Genomic DNA, 25,259 nt, shown 5'->3' on the forward strand with positions numbered 1-25,259 from the left:
AGGTCACCATGAAACAACACACACTGAGCCTGTGGCTCGGTGGGGTGTTGTTCGGCCTGTTAACCTCCGCCGCGCAGGCGGAGCCGTGGACGCTCGAACACACCCTCACCGAAGCCCAGCGCTACTCAGCAGAACTCTCCGCCAGCCGTAACGAAGCGCAGGCGCTGGATGCGATGGCGGATTCCGCCAGGCAATTACCTGACCCAAAACTGAAATTCGGTATCGAAAACGTGCCGGTACAGGGCAGCAACGATCGGCGGCTGACGCGCGAAGGGATGACCATGCAGAAGGTTGGCATCATGCAAAGCTACGTCAGCTCAGAGAAGCGGGAACGTAAAGCGCAGACCTTTCAGGCGCAGGCGCGAAGCGTGCTGGCAAAATCCGAAGCCGTCCGCGCCGCGCTTCAGCGTGATACCGCCCAGGCCTGGCTGGATCTGGCGCTGGCCCGGCAGGCGCTGAATACGGCCAGAACGCTGGTACGCGAAACAGAACGCCAGCGCGGCGTGCAGAAGGCGAGCGTCGGGGCGGGAAGCGCAACGCCGGACAGCGTACTGGCCCTGCAAATGATCCTCAGCGCCATGCGTGACAAAGAGACGCTGGCGCAGCGGGATGTGCAGCTCGCGCAAAGCCGCCTGCTGGAGCTTACGGGGCACGCGATTACGGAGGTTCGCGGTCCGCTGCCGCGCTATCAGCGTCTTCCTGCCGATGAAAAAACGTTGCAAGAGGGGATTGTCAGGCACCCGGAAGTGGAGGCCGCGCGACGTGAAGCCGAGACCGCGAAAGCGCGTTCAGCGCAATCTGCCGTGGCGGCGATACCCGATGTGGATGTGGAGGTCTATTACGCCCACCGCGCCGAAGGCTACGACGATATGGCTGGCGTGATGTTCAGCGTGGATCTGCCTCTGTTCCAGTCAAAACGTCAGGACAAGGATTACGCCGCCGATGTTTCCCGCTCTATGCAGGCGGTGGATCAACTCACGCTGCTCAAACGCGAACACATTGCCCAGGTGCAAACGCTGGTGTCGCAGTATCAGGCTGCGCAAACGGTGTGGCAGCGTCAGCGGGATGAGGTACTGCCGTTGCAACGTCAACGGCTGGCGGTGCTGACGGCGCAATATCGCTCTGGACAGTCGGCGCTTCCGGCCCTGCTGGAGGCGCGTCGTGGCGTACTGGATACGGAACTGGCGGTGAACCAGGCGGAGCGCGAAATGGCGCGAACCTGGGCTGCCGTGAACTGGCTGATCCCGCAGGAGCTGGCACAATGAAAAAAATAACGTTAATGGCGATTACCATCGCGATAGCTGCCGCTGGCGGCTATTTTGTCGGACAGAAGCAGACGCATCAGCCGGCTGCGGCTGCACAACCCTCTGAACGTAAGGTGCTTTACTGGTACGACCCTATGGTGCCCGGTCAGCGCTTCGATAAGCCGGGTAAATCCCCCTTTATGGATATGGATCTGGTCCCGCGCTACGCCGATGAAGCGCAGGCGGCGTCAGGCGTGGCCATCAGCACTCAACAGCAGCAAAACCTGGGGATGAAAACCGCCAACGTTGAGATGCGCCAGCTGGTTTCGCCGTTCTCGGCCTTTGCCACGGTTGCAACGGATGAACGTAACGTCTCGGTGGTGTCAGCCCCGGCCAATGGCGTGGTGTCAAAATTGTTTGTTAATGCGCCGCAGCAGCAGGTGAAAGCCGGAGAGGCGCTGGCGCAACTGTGGATCCCGCAGTGGACCACCGCCCAGCAGGAGTATCTTGCGGTTCGTCAGCTTGGCGATGCCGCATTGACCCGCGCCGCACGCGAGCGGCTGGCGTTGCAGTTTATGCCGGAAGAGGTCATTCGTTTGCTGGAGCGTAGCGGTAAGCCGCAGACCACGCTCACCCTGCGCGCTGACCGGGCGGGCTATGTGGTGAAGCTGGACGCGCGGGAAGGGGCGCAAATCACCGCAACGGCGCCGCTGTTTGAGATCGCCAGCCTCGATCCGGTCTGGCTGGTGGTCGATTACCCGCAAACGCAGGCGCAGTCTCTGGCAGTGGGCAGCAACGTGGTAGCAACGTCAGAAAGCTGGCCGGGGGAGCAATTCCACGGCACGGTCAGCGAATTGCTGCCGCAGATGGAGGCGACCACGCGAACCCTGAAAGCCCGTATCGTGCTGGAAAATACCGCACATAAGCTGAAGCCAGGCATGTACCTCTCCGTCAGGCGTGCGGAAGAGATGAAAGGCCCGCCGGTGCTGGCGGTGCCGGAAGAGGCGGTGATTAACAGCGGAGAGTCTGCGCGTCTGCTGCTGGCCACCGGGGACGGTTATTTCCGGCCTGTGACGGTGACAACCGGCCTGACGGCGCAGGGCTGGACGGCGATCCTGTCCGGGGTCAAAGAGGGCGATAAGGTGGTGACGTCCGGGCAATTCCTCATTGATTCCGAAGCCAGCCTGCGTAGCGTGATGCCGGAGGTGACGCCATGATTGCCGCTGTGATTCGCGCCTCGTTGCGTAACCGCCTGCTGGTGATCCTGGCCGCACTGATGATGGCCAGCTGGGGCTGGTGGGCGGTGCAGCGCGCGCCGCTGGACGCGTTGCCCGATCTGTCTGATGTGCAGGTCATTATCAAAGCGAGTTACCCCGGGAAAGCGCCGCAGGTGATTGAAGATCAGGTGACCTGGCCGCTGACAACCTCCATGTTGTCTGTGCCGGGCGCCAAAACCGTGCGCGGTTTTTCAATGTTTGGTGACGCTTATGTGTATGTGCTGTTTGAGGATGGCACCGATCTCTACTGGGCGCGATCCCGGGTGCTGGAATATTTAAGCCAGGTACAGGCGCAGTTTCCGCCGGGCGTGAAGGTGTCGCTGGGGCCGGATGCGACGGGCGTGGGCTGGATCTACGAATATGCGCTGATCGACCGTAGTGGAAAACACAGCCTGGCAGATCTGCGGGCCCTTCAGGACTGGACGCTTAAGTTCGAGCTTAAGACGGTACCGAATGTATCTGAAGTGGCAAGCATTGGCGGAATGGTGCGTCAGTATCAGATCGTGGCGGACCCGGCGAAGATGCGCGCGCTGAATATTACCCACAGCCAGCTATCCGGCGCGGTGCAGGCCGCCAATAAAGAGAGCGGCGGCGCCCTGCTGGAGATGGGCGAAGCGGAGTATATGGTGCGGACAACGGGCTATTTGCGCTCGCTGGAGGATTTTCGCAATGTGGTGATCGCCAACCGCGATGGCGTACCTGTCCTGCTGAAAGATGTCGCCACCATTGGCATTGGCCCGGAGATCCGCCGGGGCGTGGCGGAGCTTAACGGTGAAGGGGAGGTCACTGGCGGCGTGATCGTGATGCGCTACGGGCAGAATGCGCTGGAAACGCTTCGTGCGGTAAAAGCGAAACTGAGCAAGCTGCAAAAAACGCTGCCGCAGGGCGTCGAGATTGTTCCGGTCTACGATCGTTCCACGCTGATTGAGGAATCGGTCAAAACGCTGACGCACAAGCTGCTCGAAGAGTTTGCCGTGGTGGTACTGGTGTGCGCGCTGTTCCTTTTCCACCTGCGCTCCGCGCTGGTGGCGATGGTCTCTCTGCCGCTGGGGATCCTCGGGGCTTTTGTGGTGATGCACTATCAGGGCATTAACGCGAATATGATGTCGCTCGGCGGGATCGCCATTGCCATCGGGGCGATGGTGGATGCGGCAATTGTGATGATTGAAAACATGCACAAGGTGCTGGAGCAGTGGCGGCATGATAATCCGGGCAAGGAGCCCGCGCCGGGGGAATACTGGCGTCTGGCGGAAAAGGCGGCGGTTGAAGTGGGACCGGCGCTGTTTTGCAGCCTGTTAATCATCACGCTGTCATTTATACCGGTTTTTTCGCTGGAAGCGCAGGAGGGGCGAATGTTCTCGCCGCTGGCGTTCACCAAAACCTGGTCGATGGCCGTGGCCGCCGGGCTTGGGATCACCCTGGTGCCGGTGCTAATGGGCTTTTTCATTCGCGGGAAAATCCCTGATGAGAAGGCAAACCCGATCAACCGCCTCCTGATCCGCCTGTATGAGCCGCTGCTGGACAAGGTACTGACCTTCCCGAAAATGACGCTGGCACTGGCATGTCTGCTGCTGATCGCCACACTGTGGCCGCTGAGCCGCCTGGGAAGCGAATTTATGCCGCCGCTGGATGAAGGGGATTTACTCTATATGCCCTCCACGCTGCCGGGGATCTCTGCTCGCGAGGCATCGCGGCTGCTTCAGCAGACGGACCGCTTGATCAAAAGCGTACCGGAGGTCGCGAGCGTGTTTGGCAAAGCCGGTCGCGCGGAGTCGGCAACCGATCCCGCGCCATTAACCATGCTGGAAACAACCATTCACTTTAAGCCCCGCGAGCAGTGGCGGCCAGGAATGACGCCGCAAAAGCTGGTGGAGGAGCTTGATAAAACCGTGTCGCTGCCGGGTATTGCCAATGTGTGGGTGCCGCCTGTCCGTAACCGCCTGGACATGCTGGCAACCGGGATCAAAAGCCCGGTCGGCATTAAGGTGAACGGCAATAATATTGCCGACATTGAGCGCGTGTCCCGGCAGATTGAGCAGGTGGTGAAGGACGTTCCTGGCGTCTCCTCTGCGCTGGCGGAGCGTCTGGAAGGCGGACGCTACGTGGATATTCGTATCGACCGGCAAAAAGCCGCGCGCTACGGCGTTTCCGTCGATGAACTGCAAAGCCTGGTCTCCACGCTGGTCGGGGGTGATAACATTGGCGAGGTGATCCAGGGACGCGAGCGGTATCCTATCAACCTGCGTTATCCCCGCGATTTGCGTGATAACGTCGACACGTTGCGGGTGTTGCCGGTACTGACCGCCAGCGGTAGCCAGGTGGCGCTGGGGGAATTGGCCGATATCGTCGTGACGGAAGGCCCACCGATGCTAAAAAGTGAAAACGCGCGCCTTTCCAGCTGGATCTACGTGGACTTGCGCGGGCGCGATCTGAAGTCCGCCGTGGATGAAATGCAAAAACGGGTGGAGGAGAAGGTGGTATTGCCGCAGGGCGTGTCTCTCTCCTGGTCCGGGCAGTTTGAATATCTGGAACGGGCGACCGCGACGCTCAAAATAGTTTTACCTGTGACGCTGATGATTATATTCGTCCTTTTATGGTTAACCTTCAGGCGGATATCAAATGTCCTGATAATAATGGGGACATTGCCGTTCGCGCTTATTGGGGGCGTGTGGTTACTGTGGCTGCTTGAATATAATTTGTCAGTGGCGGGGGCCGTTGGCTTTATCGCCCTTTCCGGAGTGGCGGCAGAATTCGGCGTAATTATGGTTCTTTATTTGAATCATGCGCTTGATAAATATCACAGGCTGGAGCCAGAAGGGGGAAATACGGTGCTGATGCGGGCGATCCACGAAGGTGCCGTGCTGCGCGTGCGTCCGAAGGTGATGACGGTCGCCACTATTATGGCAGGACTGCTGCCCATCATGTGGGGGAGTGGGAGTGGCTCGGAGGTGATGCAACGTATTGCCGCGCCGATGATTGGCGGCATGGTAACGGCACCGTTATTGTCGATGTTAGTTATTCCCGCACTCTACAAATTGTTACATCAACGTTAAATATGTCAACTGCATGTGCTTATTCAGGCATGCAGTTTATGTATCCTCAGATTATTCCCAGGAACGGGATGGTAATTAGGAATAACACCCATGCTGTTAAGCGTTCATTCAAGTATTCTGTGTTAAGGTCTGCACCGAATACTAAATATGGTAATGGCATTGTGATTGTACGAATTAAATTTCCCCTGATTTTGTTGTTTATTATTGGGCAGTTATCGTTTGCGTCTGCTGTTAATGCAGACAGCAATACAGCGGATAAAGGCTGGTTCACCACCTTCACGGATAACGTCGCGCAAACATGGAATGAACCTGAGCATTACGATCTCTATATTCCGGCCATTACGTGGCATGCACGTTTCGCCTACGATAAAGAAAAAACAGACCGTTATAACGAACGTCCGTGGGGGGCCGGCTTCGGTCAGTCTCGCTGGGATGAAAAAGGTAACTGGCATGGCCTGTACCTGATGGCGTTTAAGGACTCCTACAATAAATGGGAGCCTATTGGCGGTTACGGCTGGGAAAAAACCTGGCGTCCGTTATCAGACGACAACTTCCGTCTCGGGCTGGGCTATACGGCAGGGTTTACGGCGCGTGATAACTGGAAATACATTCCTGTTCCGGTACTGCTGCCGCTTGCCTCCATTGGTTACGGTCCGGCGACGTTTCAGATGACCTACATACCGGGTACCTATAACAACGGTAACGTTTACTTTGCCTGGATGCGGTTTCAGTTTTAACTGAATTTTTCTGCTAAATCGGCCAAAAAATGCACAGGCATTGAAATGTAAAGGATAAAAATCGGACAGCGAAAATTAACGCGACTTTTGTCACTTTTTATCAAAGATCCGCTGGACAAAACGCCTCACAATTGTTGTACTGATACCCGACACAGCATTTGTGTCGTTTTTTAATGTAAAGGTAATTTTGATGTCTAAGATTAAAGGTAACGTTAAGTGGTTTAATGAGTCCAAAGGATTCGGTTTCATTACTCCTGAAGATGGCAGCAAAGACGTGTTCGTACACTTCTCTGCAATCCAGTCTAATGGTTTCAAAACTCTGGCTGAAGGTCAGCGCGTAGAGTTCGAAATCACTAACGGTGCCAAAGGCCCTTCTGCTGCTAACGTAATCGCTCTGTAATTCAGACGCGTCAGCAAGAATTTCAAAACCCGCTCAATGAGCGGGTTTTTTTCGTTCTGGATCAACCGATAAGATAGATCTTCAGGAAGCTGGCGACGATCGCGACGCTTAGCAATATCATACCCACGCCTAAGAGATTTTCTTTCATGCTATCACCCTCGTTCAATATTGAGCCAAGAGTGACAGAGAAAAATTAAGCCAACATTAAGGTTGCCGTGCTTAATGTCCGCTGGCGGAGGAAAATAACCAGAATGCGATCGCAGTCATCGCAAACGAGCCAAGCATGTTAACGGCAATGTTCGTCAGCGCCCAGCCCATCCGGCCTTCCTGAAACAGAAACACTACCTCCGCAGAGAAGGTAGAAAACGTTGTTAAGCCGCCGCAGAAACCGGTTGTAATCAGAACCTTCCACATAGGGTCGATGTTGGTCATGCGATTAAACCAGGCCAGCCCCATCCCAATAATAAACGCCCCGATCAGATTTGCCGCAAGTGTCCCCATCGGAATGGCCTGATGCAGAGGGTTAAACCGCATGCTTAAGAGCCACCGCGCAACGCTACCCGTGCCTCCACCAATAAAAACGGCTATAAGTAGTTGTAACACTGTCAATACCTGCTATTTGCTGTGTAAGTGCGTCGAGTGTAACGCTGTTTTTGACCGGGAGACAATTATGTATGTTGCAGTAGGGCAGTTCGCGGTGACGCCGGACTGGAATGAAAACGCGGAAAAATGCGTCTCCCTGATGCATGCGGCGAAGCAAAAGGGGGCGTCGTTGCTGGTACTTCCCGAGGCGTTACTGGCCCGTGATGATGGCGATCCGGACCTGTCGGTAAAGTCTGCGCAAACGCTGGAAGGGGCGTTTCTGAAACGACTGCTGGCCGAAAGCGTTGGCAACACGCTCACCACCATATTGACGGTCCATATTCCGTCCTCGCCGGGGCGCGCGGTGAACACGCTGGTGGCGATACGTGAGGGTGCCATTGTCGCGAGCTACGCCAAACTTCATCTGTATGATGCGTTCAGCGTTCAGGAGTCGCGCCTGGTCGATCCGGGGAGTGTAATTCCGCCGCTGATTGAGGTGGAGGGTTTTAAGGTTGGCCTGATGACCTGCTACGATATCCGTTTTCCCGAGCTGGCGCTGAACCTGGCATTGCAGGGGGCGGAGGTGCTGGTTCTGCCCGCCGCGTGGGTCAAAGGACCGCTTAAGGAGCATCACTGGGCGACGCTGCTGGCAGCACGCGCGCTGGATACCACCTGTTACGTGGTAGCCGCGGGTGAATGTGGTAACAAAAATATTGGGCAGAGCAGGGTTGTCGATCCGCTGGGGGTGACGGTTGTTGCGGCAGCGGAGAGGCCTGCGTTATTGCTGACGGAGATAATTTCAGCCCGAATAGCGCTTGCGCGGCAGCAATTACCTGTTCTGCGCAACCGCAGGTTTGCGCCACCGCAATTAATGTGATGTTTTTTTCAACAATGCTTGATTCACCTTGTTACAGATTGCTATTGTGTGCACGCGCCAAATGACCGTTAATACGTTCAGGTTTTTTGGCGGAATGCAGCCTGTTTCATGTAAAGAAGGTATTTATGGGTGAGATTAGTATTACCAAACTGCTGGTGGTTGCCGCACTGGTCGTCCTGCTGTTCGGTACCAAGAAGTTACGCACGCTGGGTGGAGACCTGGGTGCTGCCATTAAGGGCTTTAAGAAAGCAATGAACGATGACGACGCGGCAGCGAAGAAAAGTGCCGAAGATGACATCACTGCACAGAAGCTTTCACACAAAGAGTAATGGCAATGCTGCAAGGCTTGCATAAAAAAACCGGCTCACGAGGCCGGTTTTTTGTTTTACTGTAAATAAATTTTACAGCTTTATTTCACTTCTTCGCCCTTCGCCTGCATATCGGCGTGATAAGAGGAGCGAACAAACGGACCGCACGCGGCATGGGTAAAGCCCATCGCCATCGCTTCGGCTTTCATTTCATCGAACTCATCCGGGCTTACGTAACGCTGTACAGGCAGGTGGTGACGGCTTGGCTGGAGGTACTGGCCCAGCGTCAGCATGGTGACGCCGTGGCGGCGCAGATCGCGCATCACTTCAATGATCTCAGCGTTGGTTTCACCCAGGCCGACCATCAGACCAGACTTGGTTGGAATATGCGGATGGGCTTCTTTAAAGCGTTCCAGCAGCTTCAGCGACCAGTTGTAGTCTGCACCGGGACGTACCTGACGGTAGATACGCGGTACGTTCTCCAGGTTGTGGTTGAACACGTCTGGTGGCGTCGCGGTCAGGATATCGAGCGCGCGATCCATACGGCCACGGAAATCCGGCACCAGCGTCTCAATCTTAATGTTCGGGCTTTTTTCGCGGATGGCGGTAATACAGTCAGCAAAATGCTGAGCACCGCCATCGCGCAGATCGTCACGGTCAACGGAGGTAATAACAACATAACGCAGCGCCATATCGGCAATCGTCTGCGCCAGTTTTTGCGGTTCGTTAGCGTCTGGCGCAACGGGACGGCCATGGGCAACGTCACAGAACGGACAGCGGCGGGTGCAGATGGCACCCAGAATCATAAATGTCGCGGTACCGTGATTGAAACATTCAGCAAGGTTAGGGCACGAGGCCTCTTCACAGACAGAGTGAAGACCATTTTTGCGCATCGCCGCTTTGATCCCCTGGATACGCGAAGAGTCGGCCGGAAGTTTGATTTTCATCCATTCCGGTTTTCTTAACAGCGCCTCGCGCTCTGTAGCCACGTTTTTAACCGGGATAAGGGCCATTTTATCGGCATCGCGGTATTTAACACCGCGTTCCATCACAATGGGTTTACTCATAGCGTGCGTGTTCCAGTTGCGAATATCGAAGGAAAGCGTTTCAATTCAAGGGAATGTTGTAATTATCAACTATTTTTGAACGAACGACAGGCAGTATATCATTTAAAGGGGCGATAAAGCAGCCTGCCAGGTCGCCAATTTGTAAAATAGTTGTTGTTTTGTGCCTTTTGCCCCGCTTGCGGCAGGGGCTTGCGCTGAAAGGCGGGATCAGAAAGCCTGGCGGATCACGTTAATGACGTTTTCCAGCACCGGATCGCGCAGGCTTAGCTTGTTGTAATGCAGTGAGATTTCAACAGATTCCGTCGTAAGTTGACTCAATGGAATGCTCTCCAGCGGCCAGCATTTTTGAAGTAAAGCGAAGAGACGCACAGGCATAATACAGAGCAAATCGCTGCTGCCAATCAGGGCCGCGAGGGTAAACATATTGTAACTGCTGAAGCTGATCAGACGGTCCGGGAACAGTTCGTCAATACGCTGGCGCAGCGGATCCGGGCCCTGCCCCTCGGACATAAAGGTTGCATGTTCGTAATGACGCAAATTTTCAGGCGTCAAAGGTGCGCTCAATACAGGATGATTCTGACGACAAACGAGCGCCAGAGAGTCGGTATAGAGAACGTTATGCCCTAATGCTCTGGCCGCGAAGCTGTTGCTGTCGATGATCAGGTCCGTCTGGAATTGCGCCAGCTGAGTTTCCGGATCGTTAACGGGCACATTGCGGATCAGCAGCTGTGGCGCATGCTGTTTAACAGCCTGGTAAATAGCGGGCATGACCAGAACGCCCACAGAGGGAGAGGTGCCTATGGTGATGGTTCGTTGCTTATCGTAACTGCCGGTGAGATCCAGCGCGCCCAGAATCGATTCCAGACCCTGGCTGATGTACTCATGCAGATGGGTTGCGTACGCGGTGGGGGTTACGCCCTGGCCTTTACGAATAAATAAGGGATCGGGAAATATCGCGCGCAATTTTTGAATTGACTGGCTAATAGCAGAGGGTGTGAGATTAAGAATTTTCGCAGCATTAACGATACCTTTGTGGACATATACCGCCTCAAAAATAGTCAATAAATTGAGATCAATATTACGTAAAGTCCGGAAAATTTGCGGCTTATCTTCGCCGCTGGTTTCATTCAGGCGTTTGGCTGGTAAATTAGTAGGCTCCACGCTCTTACTCCGTATCCATTCACAATATGAATGATAGTTGAATTTATTTATTATGCTTGCAGAGATTAGTAAAGTGTTTCGTAAGTTTCCCTTGTTTATCGAAAACAAGCAGTTGGGTGATTATCACGCACGTTACACGATACCCGGTGATGGTACTATTAAGGTTCTAATTAATATGGGACGCTAATATATGGGCGACTCGAAAATATAGAATATGCGGTTTATTGTAAAGCGTAAATGCGGCAATTAAGCAGTGGCTGGTCAAATAACCGAACCACTGCCGGAAGTGTGTTAAGCAGCAATATATTCGTAGTCAGGATTGTTAAGCAGCGCTAAAAACTTCTTCAAAAGCACGGGGCGGATATTCTCAGGCGTGGCGGTAGCGACCCACTGGCGCATTTGCGTCATTTCCATACCCGCATACCCGCATGGGTTGATGCGCTGGAAAGGGGTCAGATCCATATTGATATTCAGCGCCAGCCCGTGGAACGAGCAGCCTTTACGGATACGCAGCCCCAGCGAACAGATTTTCTTCTCTCCCACGTAGACGCCCGGGGCATCGGCGCGAGGATGAGCGTCGATACCGTACTCAGCGAGCGTGTTCACCACGGTCTGTTCCAGTAAGGTCACGAGCTCACGTACGCCCAGCTTTCTGCGTTTCAGGTTGAGCAGGACATACATTACCTGCTGGCCCGGGCCGTGGTAGGTTACCTGTCCACCGCGATCGCTCTGGATCACCGGGATATCACCCGTCATCAATAAATGTTCGGCTTTTCCTGCCTGGCCCTGAGTAAACACCGGCATGTGTTCAACCAGCCAGATTTCATCAGGGGTGGTGTCATCGCGCATATCGGTAAAGTCATGCATAGCCTGAGAGACTGGCTCGTAAGGCTGTATCCCAAGATGGCGAACAAGAATTTTATCCTGGTACAAAAGGACGTCTCCGAAGACAAGGGAGAATAGGTAACGCGGAGTATATCACAGCGGGGAAGTGGGTTACCCGGCAAACCGGGTAACCGCAGAGGGACTACAGCACCATACGAACAATTTCGATATTGCCGAGCTCTTCGTACAGCGTCTCAACCTGCTCAATGTGTGTCGCAGTGATGGTGATTGAGACCGAGTGGTAATTACCTTTGCTGCTCGGTTTGACTGATGGAGAGTAGTCGCCCGGCGCATGGCGCTGTACCACTTCAACCACCTGATCAACCAGCTCAGGTTTCGCCAGACCCATTACTTTGTAAGTAAAAGGGGTAGGGAATTCAAGCAGTTCGTTAAGTTTGGTTTTCATGTCAGCTCCGGCGTGTGTGTAAAAAATAATAACTCCCGCCACGGGGCGGGAGTTTTACTGATACGTAGTATATGGGGATCAAAATCACACTTTCAAGTGTTCAATTTTTAACCAAACCAGTGATGGAACATCAGCTTAATGTAATCAATGATTTTGCCGAAGAAATTGCCTTCAGGAATCTCCTCCAGCACCACCAGCGGGCGTTGATCGATGGTTTTGCCATCCAGCTGGAAGTTGATAGTACCCACGACCTGATTCTTTTGCAGCGGGGCGTGCAGCTCGGTGGTATTCAGCACATAGCTGGCTTTCAGATCTTTCATACGACCGCGTGGGATAGTCAGATAGAGATCTTTGTCCACGCCCAGGGAAGCGCGGTCGTTATCGCCAAACCAGACAGGTTCAGAGGCAAATTCTTTACCGGCTTTCAGCGGGTTCACGGTTTCGAAGAAGCGGAAGCCCCAGGTCAGCAGTTTTTTGCTTTCCGTTTCGCGTCCTTTAAACGTACGCCCCCCCATCACGGCAGAGATCAGACGCATCTGGCCTTCAGTGGCGGAGGCCACCAGGTTATAGCCAGCTTTATCGGTGTGGCCGGTTTTGATACCGTCGACGTTCAGGCTGTTGTCCCACAGCAGGCCGTTACGGTTGGTCTGACGAATGCCGTTGAAGGTGAACTCTTTCTCTTTGTAGATAGAGTACTCGTTTGGCACGTCGCGGATCAGCGCCTGACCGATCAGCGCCATGTCACGCGCGGAGCTGTACTGACCCTCGGCGTCCAGGCCGTGAACGGTCTGGAAGTGGCTGTTTTTCAGACCCAGCGCGGAGACGTAGCTGTTCATCAGGCCCACAAACGCGTCCTGGCTGCCCGCGGCAAAATCAGCCATGGCCACGCAGGCGTCGTTACCGGACTGCAAGTTGATGCCACGGATAAGCTGAGAGACCGGAACCTGCATGCCAGGTTTCAGGAACATCAGCGATGAACCTTTGAACACGGGGTTGCCGGTTGCCCACGCATCGTTACCGATAGTCACCAGGTCGGTTTCTTTGAATTTACCTGCTTTCATAGCCTGACCGATAACATAGCTGGTCATCATTTTGGTCAGGCTGGCCGGATCGCGGCGGGCATCGGCGTTCTGTTCTGCCAGAACTTTGCCGGAGTTGTAATCAATCAGGATGTAGGATTCCGCGTCGATCTGCGGAACGCCAGGGATCATGGTCTTGATGTTCAGGTCATCCGCGTGAGCTGCGGAGAACGCAGCAGCGCAAAGGGCCGTGGTCAGCGCCATGCGCTGCACAAAACGAGCAGAAAAAGTGGTCTTCATGGTCAGAACTACGACATCCGTGATGGAATTAAAAAAGTGCCTTACTATAGCAAATGCTATACAGGCAGGCATCCGACTTTCATCATGAGAGTGTTAACGTGGTTTACACAAACTGACATTTCGGATGCCACCGAATAATTATTTTGCAACAGCGATAAACGACTGGAGCTGCGCCTCGCTCTGCAAACGCTGTTGCAGGGATGCTGCCTGCGATTTGCTGGCAAACGGACCCATCTGGATACGCCATACCGCACCGTTTTGCTCAACGCGGCCTGGCACGCCAAACTGTTTGCTTAAACGCTGCTGATATTGCTCTGCACGGGTCCGATCGCTGACAGCGCCAACCTGAACCACGTAGCTGCCGCTCGCCGTCGCAGGCGCCGCAGTCTGCGTAGCAGCAGGCGCGGTCACCGGGGCGGGTTGTGCAGCGGGTGCAGCAACGACGGGCGCAGGCGCTGGGGCAGGTTCATTTGATTCAATCACGCCCGGCGCTAACGTGGTGGGTGCGCCAAGGAAACCACTGCTTTTCACCGGGGCGCCTGTCGCGTCTTCACTTTGCAGCGTATCGTTGCTGATGGCGCGCACTTCACCCTGAGGCTGCGCGGGCTCTGCCGGCGTTGAAGCCCCCCCCATACCACCGCTCAGATCCGGGCGAGCGGGCAGGGCATAGGTCTGTTTCGCTACCGTGGTACAGGCCGTGCCCGGGCCAGACAGCGAACCATCCTGCGCCACGATAATTGGGTCGATACGCACTTTAGTATTGTTTGAGGTGTTCAGACGGTCGGCCGCCGCGCGGGACAGGGAGATGACGCGATCGGTGCCGTAAGGACCGCGATCGTTGATACGCACCACGATCATTCGGCCATTCGCCAGGTTAGTGATGCGTGCATAGCTCGGAACAGGCAGCGTCGGGTGTGCAGCCGTGATCTGCATCGGATCGAAGGTTTCACCCGACGCGGTCAGGTTGCTGCCGGGCTCAGCGTCATAGATGGCAGCAAAGCCAGCCTGGCTGAAACGGGAAGGATCCTGAACGATTTTATAGCTTTTACCGTCGCGCTGATAATCCTGATTCACGCTGGCGTTCAGCGGTTCATAAACGGGATCGGCACCGCTAATCTCGACAATCGGGCCATTACAGACCGCAGGCTGCGGCGGCGCGACGGTTGCCTGTTGCTGACCATCATCACTTGTACAGGCGGCAAGTAAACTTGCTGCGATGCAGATCCCCAGCCACTGCTTACGCATTGCGATCCCCTTATTTTTATACGCTTTTGGACAACATTTTCCTGTGGGTATGGATCGACATGACGATACCAAACCCGGCCATCAACACGATCAGTGCCGAGCCCCCGTAACTCACCAGCGGCAGCGGTACGCCGACAACCGGCAGAATCCCACTCACCATACCAATATTTACGAAGACATAAACGAACAAAATCAACATTAATCCGCCTGCCATCACGCGACCAAAGGTGGTTTGGGCGCGTGCGGCAATCCACAAACCTCGCATGATCAGCAGCACGTAGAGTGCAAGCAGAACCAGGATGCCAACCAGCCCTAACTCCTCAGCCAGAACGGCAAAGATAAAGTCGGTGTGGCGTTCCGGTAAAAATTCGAGCTGCGACTGCGTACCGTGCAGCCAGCCTTTGCCGCGCAGGCCGCCGGAGCCAATCGCAATCTTCGACTGAATAATATGATAGCCTGCGCCCAGCGGATCGGTCTCGGGATCGAGCAGCATCATAACGCGCTGACGCTGGTAATCATGCATCAGGAAGAACCAGAGGATAGGAATAAACGCGGCAACCAGCACCACGGCGATACCAATCAGACGCCAGCTCAGGCCGGACAGGAACAGGACGAACAGGCCGGAGAGGGCGATAAGAATCGAGGTGCCGAGGTCCGGCTGTGCGGCCACGAGCAGCGTCGGCAGGAAAATCAGCACCAGCGCAATGGCGGTATTTTTCAACGACGGCGGGCAGACGTCGCGGTTAATAAAGCGCGCCACCATCAGCGGGACGGCGATTTTGGCGATTTCCGACGGCTGGAAGCGGACAATCCCCAGATCCAGCCAGCGTTGTGCCCCCTTCGAGATGGCGCCGAAAGCATCTACTGCCACCAACAAAATGATACAGAAAATATAGAGATAGGGCGCCCAACCCTCGTACACGCGCGGCGGTATTTGCGCCATCACCACCATAATAACCAGACCCATGGCGATCTGGCCGATTTTACGCTCCATCATGCCGATATCCTGGCCGCTGGCGCTCCAGATAACGAGGGCGCTATAGACCAGCAGAGCCAGCAGAATCAGCAGCATGGCTGGGTCGATGTGGATCTTGTCCCACAGCGATTTTTTATTCGGATTATCCGTCATGATTATTGGTCCTCCGCCGCAGCGGCTGCCGGGTTTTCAGCTGGCAGTTCGGTGTTGTTGTCACCCAGCATGATGTGGTCGAGGATTTGACGCATGATGGTACCCACCGCCGGGCCTGCGCCGCCGTTCTCCAGAATCATCGCCACCGCAACCTGCGGGTTATCATAAGGGGCAAACGCCGTCATGAGCTTGTGGTCACGCAGACGTTCGGCAATTTTATGTGCGTTGTAAGTTTCATTCGCTTTAAGACCGAAGACCTGAGCCGTACCTGATTTCGCGGCTACCTTATACGGTGCGCCAGCGAAATATTTGTGCGCCGTCCCGTTAGGGCGGTTGGCTACACCGTACATCCCGTCTTTCGCGATTTCCCAGTATCCGGAATGAATGTCACCCACCGGCGGCTCGTGCGGCTGTATCCATGGCACTTTTTTGCCGTCTTCAACGGTGCTTTGCAGCAGGTGCGGCACTTTCACGACGCCATCGTTGATGAGGATCATCATCGCCTTGTTCATTTGCAGCGGCGTTGCCGTCCAGTAGCCCTGGCCGATCCCCACCGGAATGGTGTCACCCTGATACCAGGGTTTTTTAAAGCGCTTCAGCTTCCATTCGCGGGTTGGCATGTTGCCGGAACGCTCTTCCGCCAAATCTATACCGGTGTAATGCCCGTAGCCGAACTTGCTCATCCATTCAGACAGACGGTCAATACCCATGTCGTAGGCGACCTGATAGAAGAAGGTATCCGCCGACTCCTCCAGTGATTTGGTCACGTTCAGATGGCCGTGGCCCCATTTTTTCCAGTCGCGGTAGCGTTTCTCAGAGCCAGGCAACTGCCACCAGCCGGGGTCAAACAGACTGGTATTACGGGTGATGACGCCCGCGCTCAGCGCAGACACGGCCACATACGGTTTAACCGTTGAAGCTGGAGGATAAACCCCCTGCGTCGCGCGGTTTACCAGCGGCGTGTTTGGATCGTTGAGCAGGCCGGAGTAATCCTTGCTGGAGATGCCATCCACGAAGAGGTTCGGATCGTAGCTTGGCATCGAAACCATCGCCAGAATGCCGCCGGTACGCGGGTCGGTCACAATAACCGCAGCACGGCTACCCGCCAGCAGCGTCTCGATATACTGCTGTAGCTTCAGGTCGAGCGTCAGATAGACGTCATGCCCCGCCTGCGGGGGCACCTCTTTCAGTTGTCGGATCACACGGCCACGGTTGTTAACTTCAACCTCTTCATACCCGGTCTGACCGTGCAGCACATCTTCGTAATAACGTTCGATCCCCAGCTTGCCAATATCATGGGTTGCGGCGTAGTTAGCCAGCTTGCCATCTTTATCAAGGCGTTCGACGTCTTTATCGTTGATTTTGGAGACGTAACCAATGACGTGCGTCAGCGCGGAGCCGTAAGGATAGTAGCGGCGTTTATAGCCTTTGACTTCCACTCCGGGGAAACGGTACTGGTTAACGGCAAAACGGGCGACCTGCACTTCTGTCAGGTTGGTTTTTACCGGAATGGAGGTGAAGCGGTGAGAACGTGCGCGCTCTTTTTTGAACGCAGCGATATCGTCATCAGTCAGGTCGACAACGCTTCTCAGCGCGTTCAGGGTATCCTGCACGTTATCCACTTTCTCGGGCATCATCTCTATCTGGTAGATGGTGCGATTAAGCGCCAGCGGCGTGCCGTTACGATCGTAGATAATGCCGCGGCTGGGCGCGATGGGCACCAGCTTGATACGGTTTTCGTTTGAGCGGGTCTGGTAATCGGTATAGCGGACAATTTGCAGATTATAGAGGTTGGCGATCAGCACGCCGGTAAGCAGCAAAATCCCCGTAAAGGCGACCAGCGCCCGGCGCACAAACAGCGCGGACTCAGCCGTATAGTCGCGAAAAGAATTCTGTAGTTTCATCCGCTGCTTAAATTACCCTGGTCAGTCATTACTCGCGGTGATAAGGGTGGTTGGTAGTGATGCTCCATGCGCGATACAAACTTTCTGCCACGAGAACCCGTACAAGCGGGTGGGGCAGCGTCAGCGCCGAGAGTGACCAACTTTGTTCTGCTGCCGCTTTGCAGGCGGGAGATAACCCCTCTGGTCCGCCAATCAACAGACTGACGTCCCGACCATCCTGCTTCCAGCGCTCCAGTTCGTGCGCCAGCTGCGGCGTATCCCAGGGTTTGCCCGGGATATCGAGGGTCACGATGCGGTTTTTGCCTGCGGCAGCCAGCATCAGCTCTCCCTCTTTATCGAGAATACGTTTGATATCTGCGTTCTTGCCGCGCTTTCCTGCTGGGATCTCCACCAGTTCGAACGGCATATCTTTTGGGAAACGACGCAGATACTCAGTAAAACCGGTTTGTACCCAGTCCGGCATTTTGGTGCCGACGGCGACCAGTTGCAACTTCACGCATTAACCCCAGAGTTTTTCCAGCTCATACAGGCGACGGCTCTCTTCCTGCATGACGTGGACAATCACATCGCCGAGATCGACAACCACCCAGTCAGCGGTCGCTTCACCTTCAACGCCCAGCGGAAGCAGCCCTGCCGCGCGCGATTCCTGAACAACATGGTCAGCAATCGAAACAACGTGACGAGTTGAGGTGCCGGTGCAGATGATCATGCAGTCGGTGATGCTGGATTTACCCTTAACGTCGATAGCGATGATGTCCTGACCTTTCAGGTCATCAATTTTGTCGATAACAAAATCCTGGAGTGCTTTACCCTGCAAGTTTTCCCCCTGGGTGAATGAGATTGTACAACTATGAATTCGTGGCCAGTCAGTATACCTGAACTGACGCCAGTCGCGGGACAAATGTCACCGCCCGGCTTTTGAAGGCGGGTATCATCCCACCCTCCGCCTGAGATTGCATCGCCATTTTTGTAAAACAATTTCTGTAAAGCAGCGATCGGCGGGAAAGTCTGGCAGCGGAGGATATCAGTATGGCTTAGCCTGTCAAGGCAGGATAATCATTAACGGACAATTTCGCCGGCGATGCTCAGACATCTGTACTTTTCTGATACAGACCGTGCGCATGGATATAGGCCAGCACGGGCGAGGGGAGGAGATCGTCACAGTCTAAACCCTGCTGGAGACGCTCGCGGATGAGGGTCGCGGAAATATCAAACCACGGCGTTTCAGCGAGGTAAATTTTCCCGGCGGGGAGACTGTGCAGGTCTTCTATATTGTCCGTCAGATGTGCGTCAAGCCACTGCTGATGCTGCGCGTCGCGCATGGTCAGCGGGTAGCCCGGACGGCGGCAGACCAGCAGATGACTGTTTTCCAGAATGGTTTCGTACTGGTACCAGCTGGGAAAGTTGAGCAAGGAATCCTGGCCGATGATAAACGCCAGCGGTTTCATGGGCCCCTGCTCAGCGCGCCACTCCCGCAGCGTTTGCGATGTCCAGGAAGGGGTATCCCTGCGCAGTTCACGCTCATCCAGCGTGAAGAGAGGCTTATCGGCGATAGCCAGCGCGAGCATCGCTTTACGCTGCTCGCTGGTTGCTTCTGGCTGAGGACGGTGCGGCGGAACATTGTTGGGCATGATGATCACCCGCTGCAAGCCAATCAAATTCGCGAGGATTTCTACCGGCTTAAGATGCCCATAGTGCACCGGGTCGAAGGTCCCGCCATACATTGCCTGTAAAGAATGCATATCACCCATCGATAAATACGTCTGCCAGAGCCTTATGGCAGAGCAGCAAAGAGAGACTCTCCAGCTCCGCCCAGACAGACTGACCGTAATCCTGTTTTAACGTCAGTTCGGCGCGCATCAGAAGTTGCACTGCCTGACGCAACTGCTCCTGGCTCAGGCGGTTTATCGCCTCCGTGGTCATCGCCCGACGGTTTTGCCAGACGCGATGTTTGTCGAATAAGGCGCGCAGGGGCGTGTGTGCTGACTGGCGTTTAAGGTTGTTCAGCAGCAGTAATTCGCGCTGGAGCGTACGGAGAAGGATGACCGGCTCACTCCCTTCCAGGCGCAGCTGTTGCAGGATGTGCAGAGCACGTTTACTTTTCGCCGACAGCAGCGCATCAACCCAGTGGAAGGGGGTAAAGTGCGCGGCATCATTCACCGCCTGTTCCACGCGCGGCAGCGTCAGCTTGCCATCGGGCCACAGCAGGGCGAGCCTGTCCAGCGCCTGCGCCAGTGCCAGAAGGTTGCCTTCGTAGCAGTAGCACAGGAGCTGACTGGCGGCCTCATCCAGCTGCAAATTGTGCTGCTTTGCTCGCGCGGCAACCCATTTTGGCAGATGCGCCTGCTCTGGAGTCTGGCAGGAGACAAGCACCGCACTGGGGGTTAGCCGGGTAAACCAGGCAGCGTTTTCCTGCGCTTTTGTGAGTTTGTTGCCGCGTACGATAAGCAGCAGATCGCCGTGTAACAAACTCACCAGCATAGCCAGCTGTTCATTGATGGCAGCGTTAGGACCATTCTCAGGCAGCAGGATCTGGATTGTCTGACGAGAGGCAAACAGGCTCATGGCCTGACAAAGCGAGAAGATAGCGTTCCAGTCGGTACTGTTATCGATCTGGAACGTATGATGCTCATCGAAACCCTGCGCGGCTGCCGCATGGCGAACCGCATCAAGGCTTTCCTGTAGTAACAGGGGGTCGTTGCCGAGTAGCAGATAGGCCGCGCGCAGCCCTTCGTTGAGCTGCGCGCGGAGTTGTTCAGGATACAACCTGATCATCAGTTACCCAGAGACGTTGGCATATCCGGCGTGCTGGCATCCGGTGTTTCGATAACGTCAGCGCCTTTTTTCGTCGACGCGGCAATGGCAGGCAGCCTGCGGATCAGCTGTTCCGCGGCCTTATCATACATTTCCTTGATGATAATCTGCTGTTCGGCGTCTTTTGCCAGCGCCGTCTGCGGGTTATCGAAGAACGAGCGGTAGACTTTGGTATTGATAGGGTAAATATCTTTACCTGGCATCAAGACGGCCGCATCAACGGTAAGCACCATCTGATATTCCGCCGTCCGCCCATCCTGGAAGATCGAGGCCGTATCTTGTGACAGCGTTGATTTCAGGACACGGAGCGAAGGAACATCCTGACGTAGGGTTCCCTTCTCGATCAGCTTAACATCGTTCAAACGCAGCTGGTTACGAATGGCCCGGCTCAGCGGTCCGTTCGGATCGGATGAGTCGAAGATCATCGTTTTCATCTGCGCAGGCACTGCCGTGGTGTTGCGCAGGTGCCAGCCGCAGCCAGCGGTGACAAGCACCGCCAGAGATAAGAGTATTGTTGCCAGTTGTCGCACGTTTCCTCCCGCGCTTAGCCAACGACCAGATTCAGCAGTTTACCAGGTACGTAGATCACTTTACGTACGGTAACGCCCTCAAGGTATTTAGCGACCAGATGCTCCTGGCCTGCGCGCTCGCGAACCTGTTCTTCGGTTGCGTCGACCGCGACGGTAATTTTACCGCGCACTTTACCGTTAACCTGCACCACCACCAGCGTGGTGTTTTCCACCATAGCGGATTCATCCGCCACTGGCCACGGCGCATTGTCGATATCGCCTTCGCCTTTCAGTTCCTGCCACAGGGTAAAGCTAACGTGCGGCGTGAACGGGTTCAGCATGCGAACGACCGCCAGCAGCGCTTCACGCATTAACGCGCGATCCTGCTCGCCATCCTGCGGGGCTTTCGCCAGCTTGTTCATCAGTTCCATAATAGCCGCAATTGCGGTATTGAAGGTCTGACGACGACCAATATCATCGGTGACTTTCGCAATAGTTTTATGAACATCACGACGCAGCGCCTGTTGATCTTCAGTCAGTGCAGCTACGTTCAGCGCTGGCGCATCGCCCTGAGAGGTGTGCTCGTAAACCAGTTTCCAGACGCGCTTCAGGAAGCGGTTGGCCCCTTCAACGCCGGATTCCTGCCACTCAAGGGTCATATCTGCCGGGGAGGCGAACATCATGAACAGACGCACGGTATCCGCACCATAACGCTCAACCATCACCTGCGGGTCGATGCCGTTATTTTTAGACTTGGACATCTTGCTCATGCCGGTATAAACCAGTTCATGACCTTCAGCGTCTTTCGCCTTCACGATACGGCCTTTCTCGTCGCGCTCGACAATCGCATCAACCGGAGAAACCCAGTTACGCTCGCCGTTCGCGCCAACGTAGTAGAACGCATCTGCCAGCACCATACCCTGACACAGCAGTTGTTTTGCCGGCTCGTCGGAGTTGACCAGGCCTGCGTCACGCATCAGTTTGTGGAAGAAGCGGAAGTAGAGCAGGTGCATGATGGCGTGTTCAATGCCACCGATGTAAATGTCTACCGGCAGCCAGTAGTTTGCTGCATCAGAATCCAGCATGCCTTCTTTGTACTGCGGGCAGGTGTAGCGCGCATAGTACCAGGAGGATTCCATAAAGGTGTCAAAGGTGTCGGTTTCACGCAGCGCTGGCTGACCGTTGACGGTGGTTTTCGCCCACTCAGGATCGGCTTTGATCGGGCTGGTGATGCCGTCCATGACCACGTCTTCCGGCAGGATCACCGGCAGCTGATCTTCTGGCGTTGGCATCACGGTACCATCTTCCAGCGTCACCATTGGGATTGGCGCACCCCAGTAACGCTGACGGGAAACGCCCCAGTCGCGCAGACGGTAGTTCACTTTACGCTCGCCCACGCCCAGGGAGGCCAGCTTGTCGGCGATGGCGTTGAAGCCCTCTTCAAAGCTCAGGCCGCTGAACTCACCGGAGTTAAACAGGGTGCCTTTTTCAGTCAGCGCTTGCTCAGAGAGATCGGGTTCAGAGCCGTCAGCAGCAAGAATAACAGGCTTGATGGTCAGGCCGTATTTGGTGGCAAATTCGTAGTCGCGCTGGTCGTGACCCGGCACGGCCATCACGGCGCCTGTGCCGTATTCCATCAGTACGAAGTTGGCGGCCCAGACAGGGATCGCTTCGCCCGTCAGCGGGTGGATCGCTTTGAAGCCGGTATCAACGCCTTTTTTCTCCATCGTCGCCATGTCGGCTTCGGCCACTTTCGTGTTGCGGCATTCGTCGATAAAGGTCGCCAGTTCTGGATTGTTTTCTGCCGCTTTCTGCGCCAGCGGGTGACCTGCGGCCACGGCCAGGTAGGTCGCGCCCATGAAGGTGTCCGGGCGGGTGGTGTAGACGGTCAGGGTCTGATCGTAGTTCTCAACGTTGAAGGTAATTTCCACACCTTCGGAACGGCCGATCCAGTTGCGCTGCATGGTCTTAACGGTATCTGGCCAGTGGTCCAGATTGTCCAGATCGTTCAGCAGTTCGTCAGCGTAGGCGGTGATTTTGATAAACCACTGCGGGATCTCTTTACGCTCTACTTTGGTGTCGCAGCGCCAGCAGCAGCCATCGATAACCTGTTCGTTCGCGAGAACGGTCTGGTCATTTGGGCACCAGTTAACGGCAGAGGTCTTCTTGTACACCAGGCCTTTTTTATACAGCTCGGTGAAGAACTTCTGCTCCCAGCGGTAGTATTCCGGGGTACAGGTTGCCAGCTCGCGGCTCCAGTCATAGCCGAAGCCCAGCATTTTCAGCTGGTTTTTCATGTACGCGATGTTGTCGTACGTCCACGGAGCCGGTGCCGTGTTGTTTTTCACCGCCGCGCCTTCAGCAGGCAGGCCGAACGCATCCCAGCCGATAGGCTGAAGAACGTTTTTGCCCAGCATGCGCTGGTAGCGTGCAATCACGTCACCGATGGTGTAGTTACGCACGTGGCCCATGTGTAGTCGACCAGAAGGATAGGGAAGCATCGACAGGCAGTAATACTTCTCTTTGCTCTCGTCTTCGGTTACTTCAAAGGTGCGCTTCTCGTCCCAGTGTTGCTGGACTTTTGATTCTATCTCTTCCGGGCGGTATTGCTCTTGCATGGCAGCCAGTGGTCCTGTGTTCAATACAGCTACAAATGTAGCCAATGGATGTGGTAATTCAGATCCGCATAGCATAGCCCAAACGCCCGCGTCAAAACAGCCTTTCACGCAAATGCACTTTGCAGGAATTTACCGGGTCTGTGCTTCACCTGACAAAGCGGCGACGAAATAAGGTCTATTATTAGAGACAGTTACTTACCCGGGAGGCAAAATGATGAACAAGGTTGCTCAATTTTACCGTGAACTGGTAGCGACTCTGACGGAACGGCTGCGTAACGGCGAGCGTGATATCGACGCGCTGGTCGAACAGGCACGCGCACGCGTGACGCAAACGGGTGAGTTAACGCGAACCGAAGTGGAAGAGGTAACGCGCGCCGTGCGCCGCGACCTGGAGGAGTTCGCGCGAAGCTATGAAGAGAGCCAGGACGAGATCGCCGACAGTGTTTTTATGCGGGTAATTAAAGAGAGCCTGTGGCAGGAGCTGGCGGATATTACCGATAAAACTCAGCTGGAGTGGCGCGAGGTGTTCCAGGATTTAAACCACCACGGTGTCTATCACAGCGGCGAAGTAGTGGGGCTGGGGAACCTGGTGTGTGAGAAGTGCCACCACCATATCGCCGTGTATACGCCGGAGGTGTTGTCGCTGTGTCCGAAGTGCGGTCACGACCAGTTCCAGCGTCGCCCGTTTGAGCCATAAGTAAAAGCGCAGGTTTATTCCCTCTCCCACAGGGAGAGGGTCGGGGTGAGGGCATCAGGCCGCAGAATAATAAGCCAGCCGCTCCGCCAACAAATCCACAAACGCTTCCCGATCGATATCCACCATCACCGTGGTATTCGGCTTGTTTCCCGTTAGCGAGTAATAGTCCACCACCGTCATTCCCTGGGTATATTTCCCCTGTGTTTCCACACCAACCCAACGCTCGACCGTGGTAAACATTTCCGGCTTCAGCAGCCAGGCGATGGTGCATGGGTCATGCAGCGGGGCGCCGTGGAAGCCCCACTTCTCGGCTTTGTGATACTCCATAAAGAAGTCGAGCAGCTCTGCCACGGTCGTTGCAACCGGGTTGCCCACAGAACGGAATCGTTCAATGTCCTGCGCCATAATTTGTGCGCGGTGGGTAACGTCCAGCCCCGCCATCACAATCGGCAGGCCCGACTGGAAGACGATTTCCGCGGCTTCCGGGTCAACGAAGATGTTGAACTCTGCTGCTGGCGTCCAGTTCCCCAGCCCCATTGCCCCGCCCATGATGACGATACGGGCGATGTTGCTGTGCAGTTCAGGATGGCTGTTCAGCAGCAGCGCTACGTTGGTCTGCGGGCCGGTCGCCACCAGCGTTACGGGCTCGGCGCTTTCACGTAGCACCTTTGCCATGAGCTCGACGGCAGTGCAGTTTTGCGGTGCGAAATCCGGCTCCGGCAGCGCCGGACCATCCAGCCCACTTTCACCGTGAACGTTATCCGCAATGATCAGCTCGCGCATCAGCGGCTTAACGGCGCCACCAGCGACCGGAATATCGGTGCGTTTTAGCAGCGTCAACATGCGCAACACGTTTCGCAAGGTTTTATCCGGCGTCTGGTTTCCGGCGGAGGAGGTGACAGCTTTTACGTCCAGTTCAGGGGAGGCAAGAGCAAGGACGAGTGCGATCGCGTCATCATGACCCGGATCGCAGTCGAGAATAATTGGCTGTGCCATAGCGTTCTCCATTCTCAGCATTATTTGTGAC

The 25,259-nt window shown here is 55.3% G+C and carries 24 protein-coding genes; 8 read left to right on the forward strand and 16 right to left on the reverse strand.

Annotated features, from left to right (window positions below):
• Window positions 1-8: 8 nt before the first annotated feature.
• From DD597_RS00295 to cspE, 5 genes are all read left to right on the forward strand, one after another.
• Window positions 9-1,265 (forward strand): TolC family protein, encoded by a 1,257-nt coding sequence (locus DD597_RS00295; RefSeq protein ID WP_129255859.1) that lies wholly within the window; start codon window positions 9-11, stop codon window positions 1,263-1,265.
• Entirely contained in the window at window positions 1,262-2,461 is a 1,200-nt protein-coding gene (locus DD597_RS00300; RefSeq protein ID WP_129255860.1) for an efflux RND transporter periplasmic adaptor subunit, read from the forward strand. The genes DD597_RS00295 and DD597_RS00300 overlap by 4 nt, the downstream gene beginning before the upstream one ends.
• Window positions 2,458-5,574: an efflux RND transporter permease subunit gene (locus tag DD597_RS00305; protein WP_129255861.1), complete on the forward strand. Its 3,117-nt coding sequence runs from the start codon at window positions 2,458-2,460 to the stop codon at window positions 5,572-5,574. Before DD597_RS00300 ends, DD597_RS00305 begins: the two co-directional genes overlap by 4 nt.
• Window positions 5,575-5,735: 161 nt before the next feature.
• Window positions 5,736-6,311, forward strand: coding sequence for a lipid IV(A) palmitoyltransferase PagP (gene pagP / locus DD597_RS00310; protein WP_017382475.1), 576 nt, complete (start codon window positions 5,736-5,738; stop codon window positions 6,309-6,311).
• Window positions 6,312-6,501: 190 nt separating this feature from the next.
• Window positions 6,502-6,711 (forward strand): transcription antiterminator/RNA stability regulator CspE, encoded by a 210-nt coding sequence (cspE, locus tag DD597_RS00315; RefSeq protein ID WP_002439184.1) that lies wholly within the window; start codon window positions 6,502-6,504, stop codon window positions 6,709-6,711.
• A 219-nt stretch (window positions 6,712-6,930) separates the two neighbouring features.
• On the opposite strand, the gene crcB is transcribed toward cspE, so the two are convergent.
• Complete coding sequence (crcB, locus tag DD597_RS00320; protein ID WP_017382474.1) at window positions 6,931-7,314, reverse strand: fluoride efflux transporter CrcB; 384 nt, start codon at window positions 7,312-7,314, stop codon at window positions 6,931-6,933.
• Window positions 7,315-7,381: 67 nt separating this feature from the next.
• Here crcB and DD597_RS00325 point away from each other — a divergent pair, with 67 nt between their 5' ends.
• Window positions 7,382-8,170: a deaminated glutathione amidase gene (locus tag DD597_RS00325; protein WP_045896883.1), complete on the forward strand. Its 789-nt coding sequence runs from the start codon at window positions 7,382-7,384 to the stop codon at window positions 8,168-8,170.
• A 125-nt stretch (window positions 8,171-8,295) separates the two neighbouring features.
• Window positions 8,296-8,499: a twin-arginine translocase subunit TatE gene (gene tatE / locus DD597_RS00330; RefSeq protein WP_003858723.1), complete on the forward strand. Its 204-nt coding sequence runs from the start codon at window positions 8,296-8,298 to the stop codon at window positions 8,497-8,499.
• An 80-nt stretch (window positions 8,500-8,579) separates the two neighbouring features.
• Here tatE and lipA read toward each other — a convergent pair whose 3' ends face one another.
• The 14 genes from lipA to leuS form a co-directional block, all read right to left on the reverse strand.
• Window positions 8,580-9,545, reverse strand: coding sequence for a lipoyl synthase (gene lipA / locus DD597_RS00335; protein WP_006809637.1), 966 nt, complete (start codon window positions 9,543-9,545; stop codon window positions 8,580-8,582).
• 207 nt (window positions 9,546-9,752) lie between these two features.
• Window positions 9,753-10,706 carry a YbeF family transcriptional regulator gene (locus DD597_RS00340; protein ID WP_023315623.1) on the reverse strand — a complete coding sequence of 318 codons (954 nt, stop codon included), beginning with the start codon at window positions 10,704-10,706 and terminating at the stop codon, window positions 9,753-9,755.
• A gap of 291 nt (window positions 10,707-10,997) precedes the next feature.
• On the reverse strand, window positions 10,998-11,639 hold the full coding sequence (gene lipB / locus DD597_RS00345) for a lipoyl(octanoyl) transferase LipB (protein ID WP_022650601.1): 642 nt from the start codon (window positions 11,637-11,639) through the stop codon (window positions 10,998-11,000).
• A gap of 94 nt (window positions 11,640-11,733) precedes the next feature.
• Window positions 11,734-11,997, reverse strand: a complete 264-nt coding sequence (ybeD, locus tag DD597_RS00350) for a DUF493 family protein YbeD (protein ID WP_003858718.1) — start codon at window positions 11,995-11,997, stop codon at window positions 11,734-11,736.
• A 107-nt stretch (window positions 11,998-12,104) separates the two neighbouring features.
• Complete coding sequence (dacA, locus tag DD597_RS00355) at window positions 12,105-13,316, reverse strand: D-alanyl-D-alanine carboxypeptidase DacA (protein WP_003858714.1); 1,212 nt, start codon at window positions 13,314-13,316, stop codon at window positions 12,105-12,107.
• A gap of 138 nt (window positions 13,317-13,454) precedes the next feature.
• Window positions 13,455-14,561 (reverse strand): endolytic peptidoglycan transglycosylase RlpA, encoded by a 1,107-nt coding sequence (gene rlpA, locus DD597_RS00360; RefSeq protein ID WP_129255862.1) that lies wholly within the window; start codon window positions 14,559-14,561, stop codon window positions 13,455-13,457.
• 16 nt (window positions 14,562-14,577) lie between these two features.
• Window positions 14,578-15,690 carry a peptidoglycan glycosyltransferase MrdB gene (gene mrdB / locus DD597_RS00365; protein WP_015571139.1) on the reverse strand — a complete coding sequence of 371 codons (1,113 nt, stop codon included), beginning with the start codon at window positions 15,688-15,690 and terminating at the stop codon, window positions 14,578-14,580.
• A gap of 2 nt (window positions 15,691-15,692) precedes the next feature.
• On the reverse strand, window positions 15,693-17,594 hold the full coding sequence (gene mrdA, locus DD597_RS00370; RefSeq protein ID WP_015571138.1) for a peptidoglycan DD-transpeptidase MrdA: 1,902 nt from the start codon (window positions 17,592-17,594) through the stop codon (window positions 15,693-15,695).
• A gap of 28 nt (window positions 17,595-17,622) precedes the next feature.
• Window positions 17,623-18,090: a 23S rRNA (pseudouridine(1915)-N(3))-methyltransferase RlmH gene (gene rlmH / locus DD597_RS00375; RefSeq protein WP_003858701.1), complete on the reverse strand. Its 468-nt coding sequence runs from the start codon at window positions 18,088-18,090 to the stop codon at window positions 17,623-17,625.
• A gap of 3 nt (window positions 18,091-18,093) precedes the next feature.
• Window positions 18,094-18,411, reverse strand: coding sequence for a ribosome silencing factor (gene rsfS, locus DD597_RS00380; RefSeq protein WP_003858696.1), 318 nt, complete (start codon window positions 18,409-18,411; stop codon window positions 18,094-18,096).
• A 268-nt stretch (window positions 18,412-18,679) separates the two neighbouring features.
• Window positions 18,680-19,345 (reverse strand): nicotinate-nucleotide adenylyltransferase, encoded by a 666-nt coding sequence (gene nadD, locus DD597_RS00385; protein WP_003858694.1) that lies wholly within the window; start codon window positions 19,343-19,345, stop codon window positions 18,680-18,682.
• The gene (gene holA, locus DD597_RS00390) at window positions 19,338-20,369 is read right to left on the reverse strand and encodes a DNA polymerase III subunit delta (protein WP_022650603.1); all 1,032 of its coding nucleotides are present in this window, start codon (window positions 20,367-20,369) and stop codon (window positions 19,338-19,340) included. Before holA ends, nadD begins: the two co-directional genes overlap by 8 nt.
• Window positions 20,369-20,938: an LPS assembly lipoprotein LptE gene (gene lptE / locus DD597_RS00395; protein WP_022650604.1), complete on the reverse strand. Its 570-nt coding sequence runs from the start codon at window positions 20,936-20,938 to the stop codon at window positions 20,369-20,371. Before lptE ends, holA begins: the two co-directional genes overlap by 1 nt.
• 14 nt (window positions 20,939-20,952) lie before the next feature.
• Window positions 20,953-23,535, reverse strand: a complete 2,583-nt coding sequence (gene leuS / locus DD597_RS00400) for a leucine--tRNA ligase (RefSeq protein ID WP_022650605.1) — start codon at window positions 23,533-23,535, stop codon at window positions 20,953-20,955.
• Between the two features lie 214 nt (window positions 23,536-23,749).
• Between leuS and DD597_RS00405 the strand changes: the two genes are divergently transcribed.
• Entirely contained in the window at window positions 23,750-24,232 is a 483-nt protein-coding gene (locus DD597_RS00405) for a zinc ribbon-containing protein (protein WP_003858689.1), read from the forward strand.
• A gap of 54 nt (window positions 24,233-24,286) precedes the next feature.
• On the opposite strand, the gene rihA is transcribed toward DD597_RS00405, so the two are convergent.
• Entirely contained in the window at window positions 24,287-25,228 is a 942-nt protein-coding gene (rihA, locus tag DD597_RS00410; protein ID WP_032657583.1) for a pyrimidine-specific ribonucleoside hydrolase RihA, read from the reverse strand.
• Between the last annotated feature and the right edge of the window lie 31 nt (window positions 25,229-25,259).

This window comes from Enterobacter cloacae complex sp. 677-3DZ2D5B (genome assembly GCF_004136695.1).
Classification (GTDB): domain Bacteria; phylum Pseudomonadota; class Gammaproteobacteria; order Enterobacterales; family Enterobacteriaceae; genus Enterobacter; species Enterobacter hormaechei_C.

Bases quoted from the DNA above. Each gene is read 5' to 3' on its own strand.
- DD597_RS00295 (WP_129255859.1), top strand. From the start codon at position 9: ATGAAACAACACACACTGAGCCTGTGGCTCGGTGGGGTGTTGTTCGGC.
- holA (WP_022650603.1), bottom strand. From the start codon at position 20,369: ATGATCAGGTTGTATCCTGAACAACTCCGCGCGCAGCTCAACGAAGGG.
- lipA (WP_006809637.1), bottom strand. From the start codon at position 9,545: ATGAGTAAACCCATTGTGATGGAACGCGGTGTTAAATACCGCGATGCC.
- mrdB (WP_015571139.1), bottom strand. From the start codon at position 15,690: ATGACGGATAATCCGAATAAAAAATCGCTGTGGGACAAGATCCACATC.
- rihA (WP_032657583.1), bottom strand. From the start codon at position 25,228: ATGGCACAGCCAATTATTCTCGACTGCGATCCGGGTCATGATGACGCG.
- dacA (WP_003858714.1), bottom strand. From the start codon at position 13,316: ATGAAGACCACTTTTTCTGCTCGTTTTGTGCAGCGCATGGCGCTGACC.
- mrdA (WP_015571138.1), bottom strand. From the start codon at position 17,594: ATGAAACTACAGAATTCTTTTCGCGACTATACGGCTGAGTCCGCGCTG.
- ybeD (WP_003858718.1), bottom strand. From the start codon at position 11,997: ATGAAAACCAAACTTAACGAACTGCTTGAATTCCCTACCCCTTTTACT.
- DD597_RS00325 (WP_045896883.1), top strand. From the start codon at position 7,382: ATGTATGTTGCAGTAGGGCAGTTCGCGGTGACGCCGGACTGGAATGAA.
- DD597_RS00300 (WP_129255860.1), top strand. From the start codon at position 1,262: ATGAAAAAAATAACGTTAATGGCGATTACCATCGCGATAGCTGCCGCT.
- DD597_RS00305 (WP_129255861.1), top strand. From the start codon at position 2,458: ATGATTGCCGCTGTGATTCGCGCCTCGTTGCGTAACCGCCTGCTGGTG.
- cspE (WP_002439184.1), top strand. From the start codon at position 6,502: ATGTCTAAGATTAAAGGTAACGTTAAGTGGTTTAATGAGTCCAAAGGA.
- DD597_RS00405 (WP_003858689.1), top strand. From the start codon at position 23,750: ATGAACAAGGTTGCTCAATTTTACCGTGAACTGGTAGCGACTCTGACG.
- tatE (WP_003858723.1), top strand. From the start codon at position 8,296: ATGGGTGAGATTAGTATTACCAAACTGCTGGTGGTTGCCGCACTGGTC.
- nadD (WP_003858694.1), bottom strand. From the start codon at position 19,345: ATGGGTGATATGCATTCTTTACAGGCAATGTATGGCGGGACCTTCGAC.
- rlpA (WP_129255862.1), bottom strand. From the start codon at position 14,561: ATGCGTAAGCAGTGGCTGGGGATCTGCATCGCAGCAAGTTTACTTGCC.
- leuS (WP_022650605.1), bottom strand. From the start codon at position 23,535: ATGCAAGAGCAATACCGCCCGGAAGAGATAGAATCAAAAGTCCAGCAA.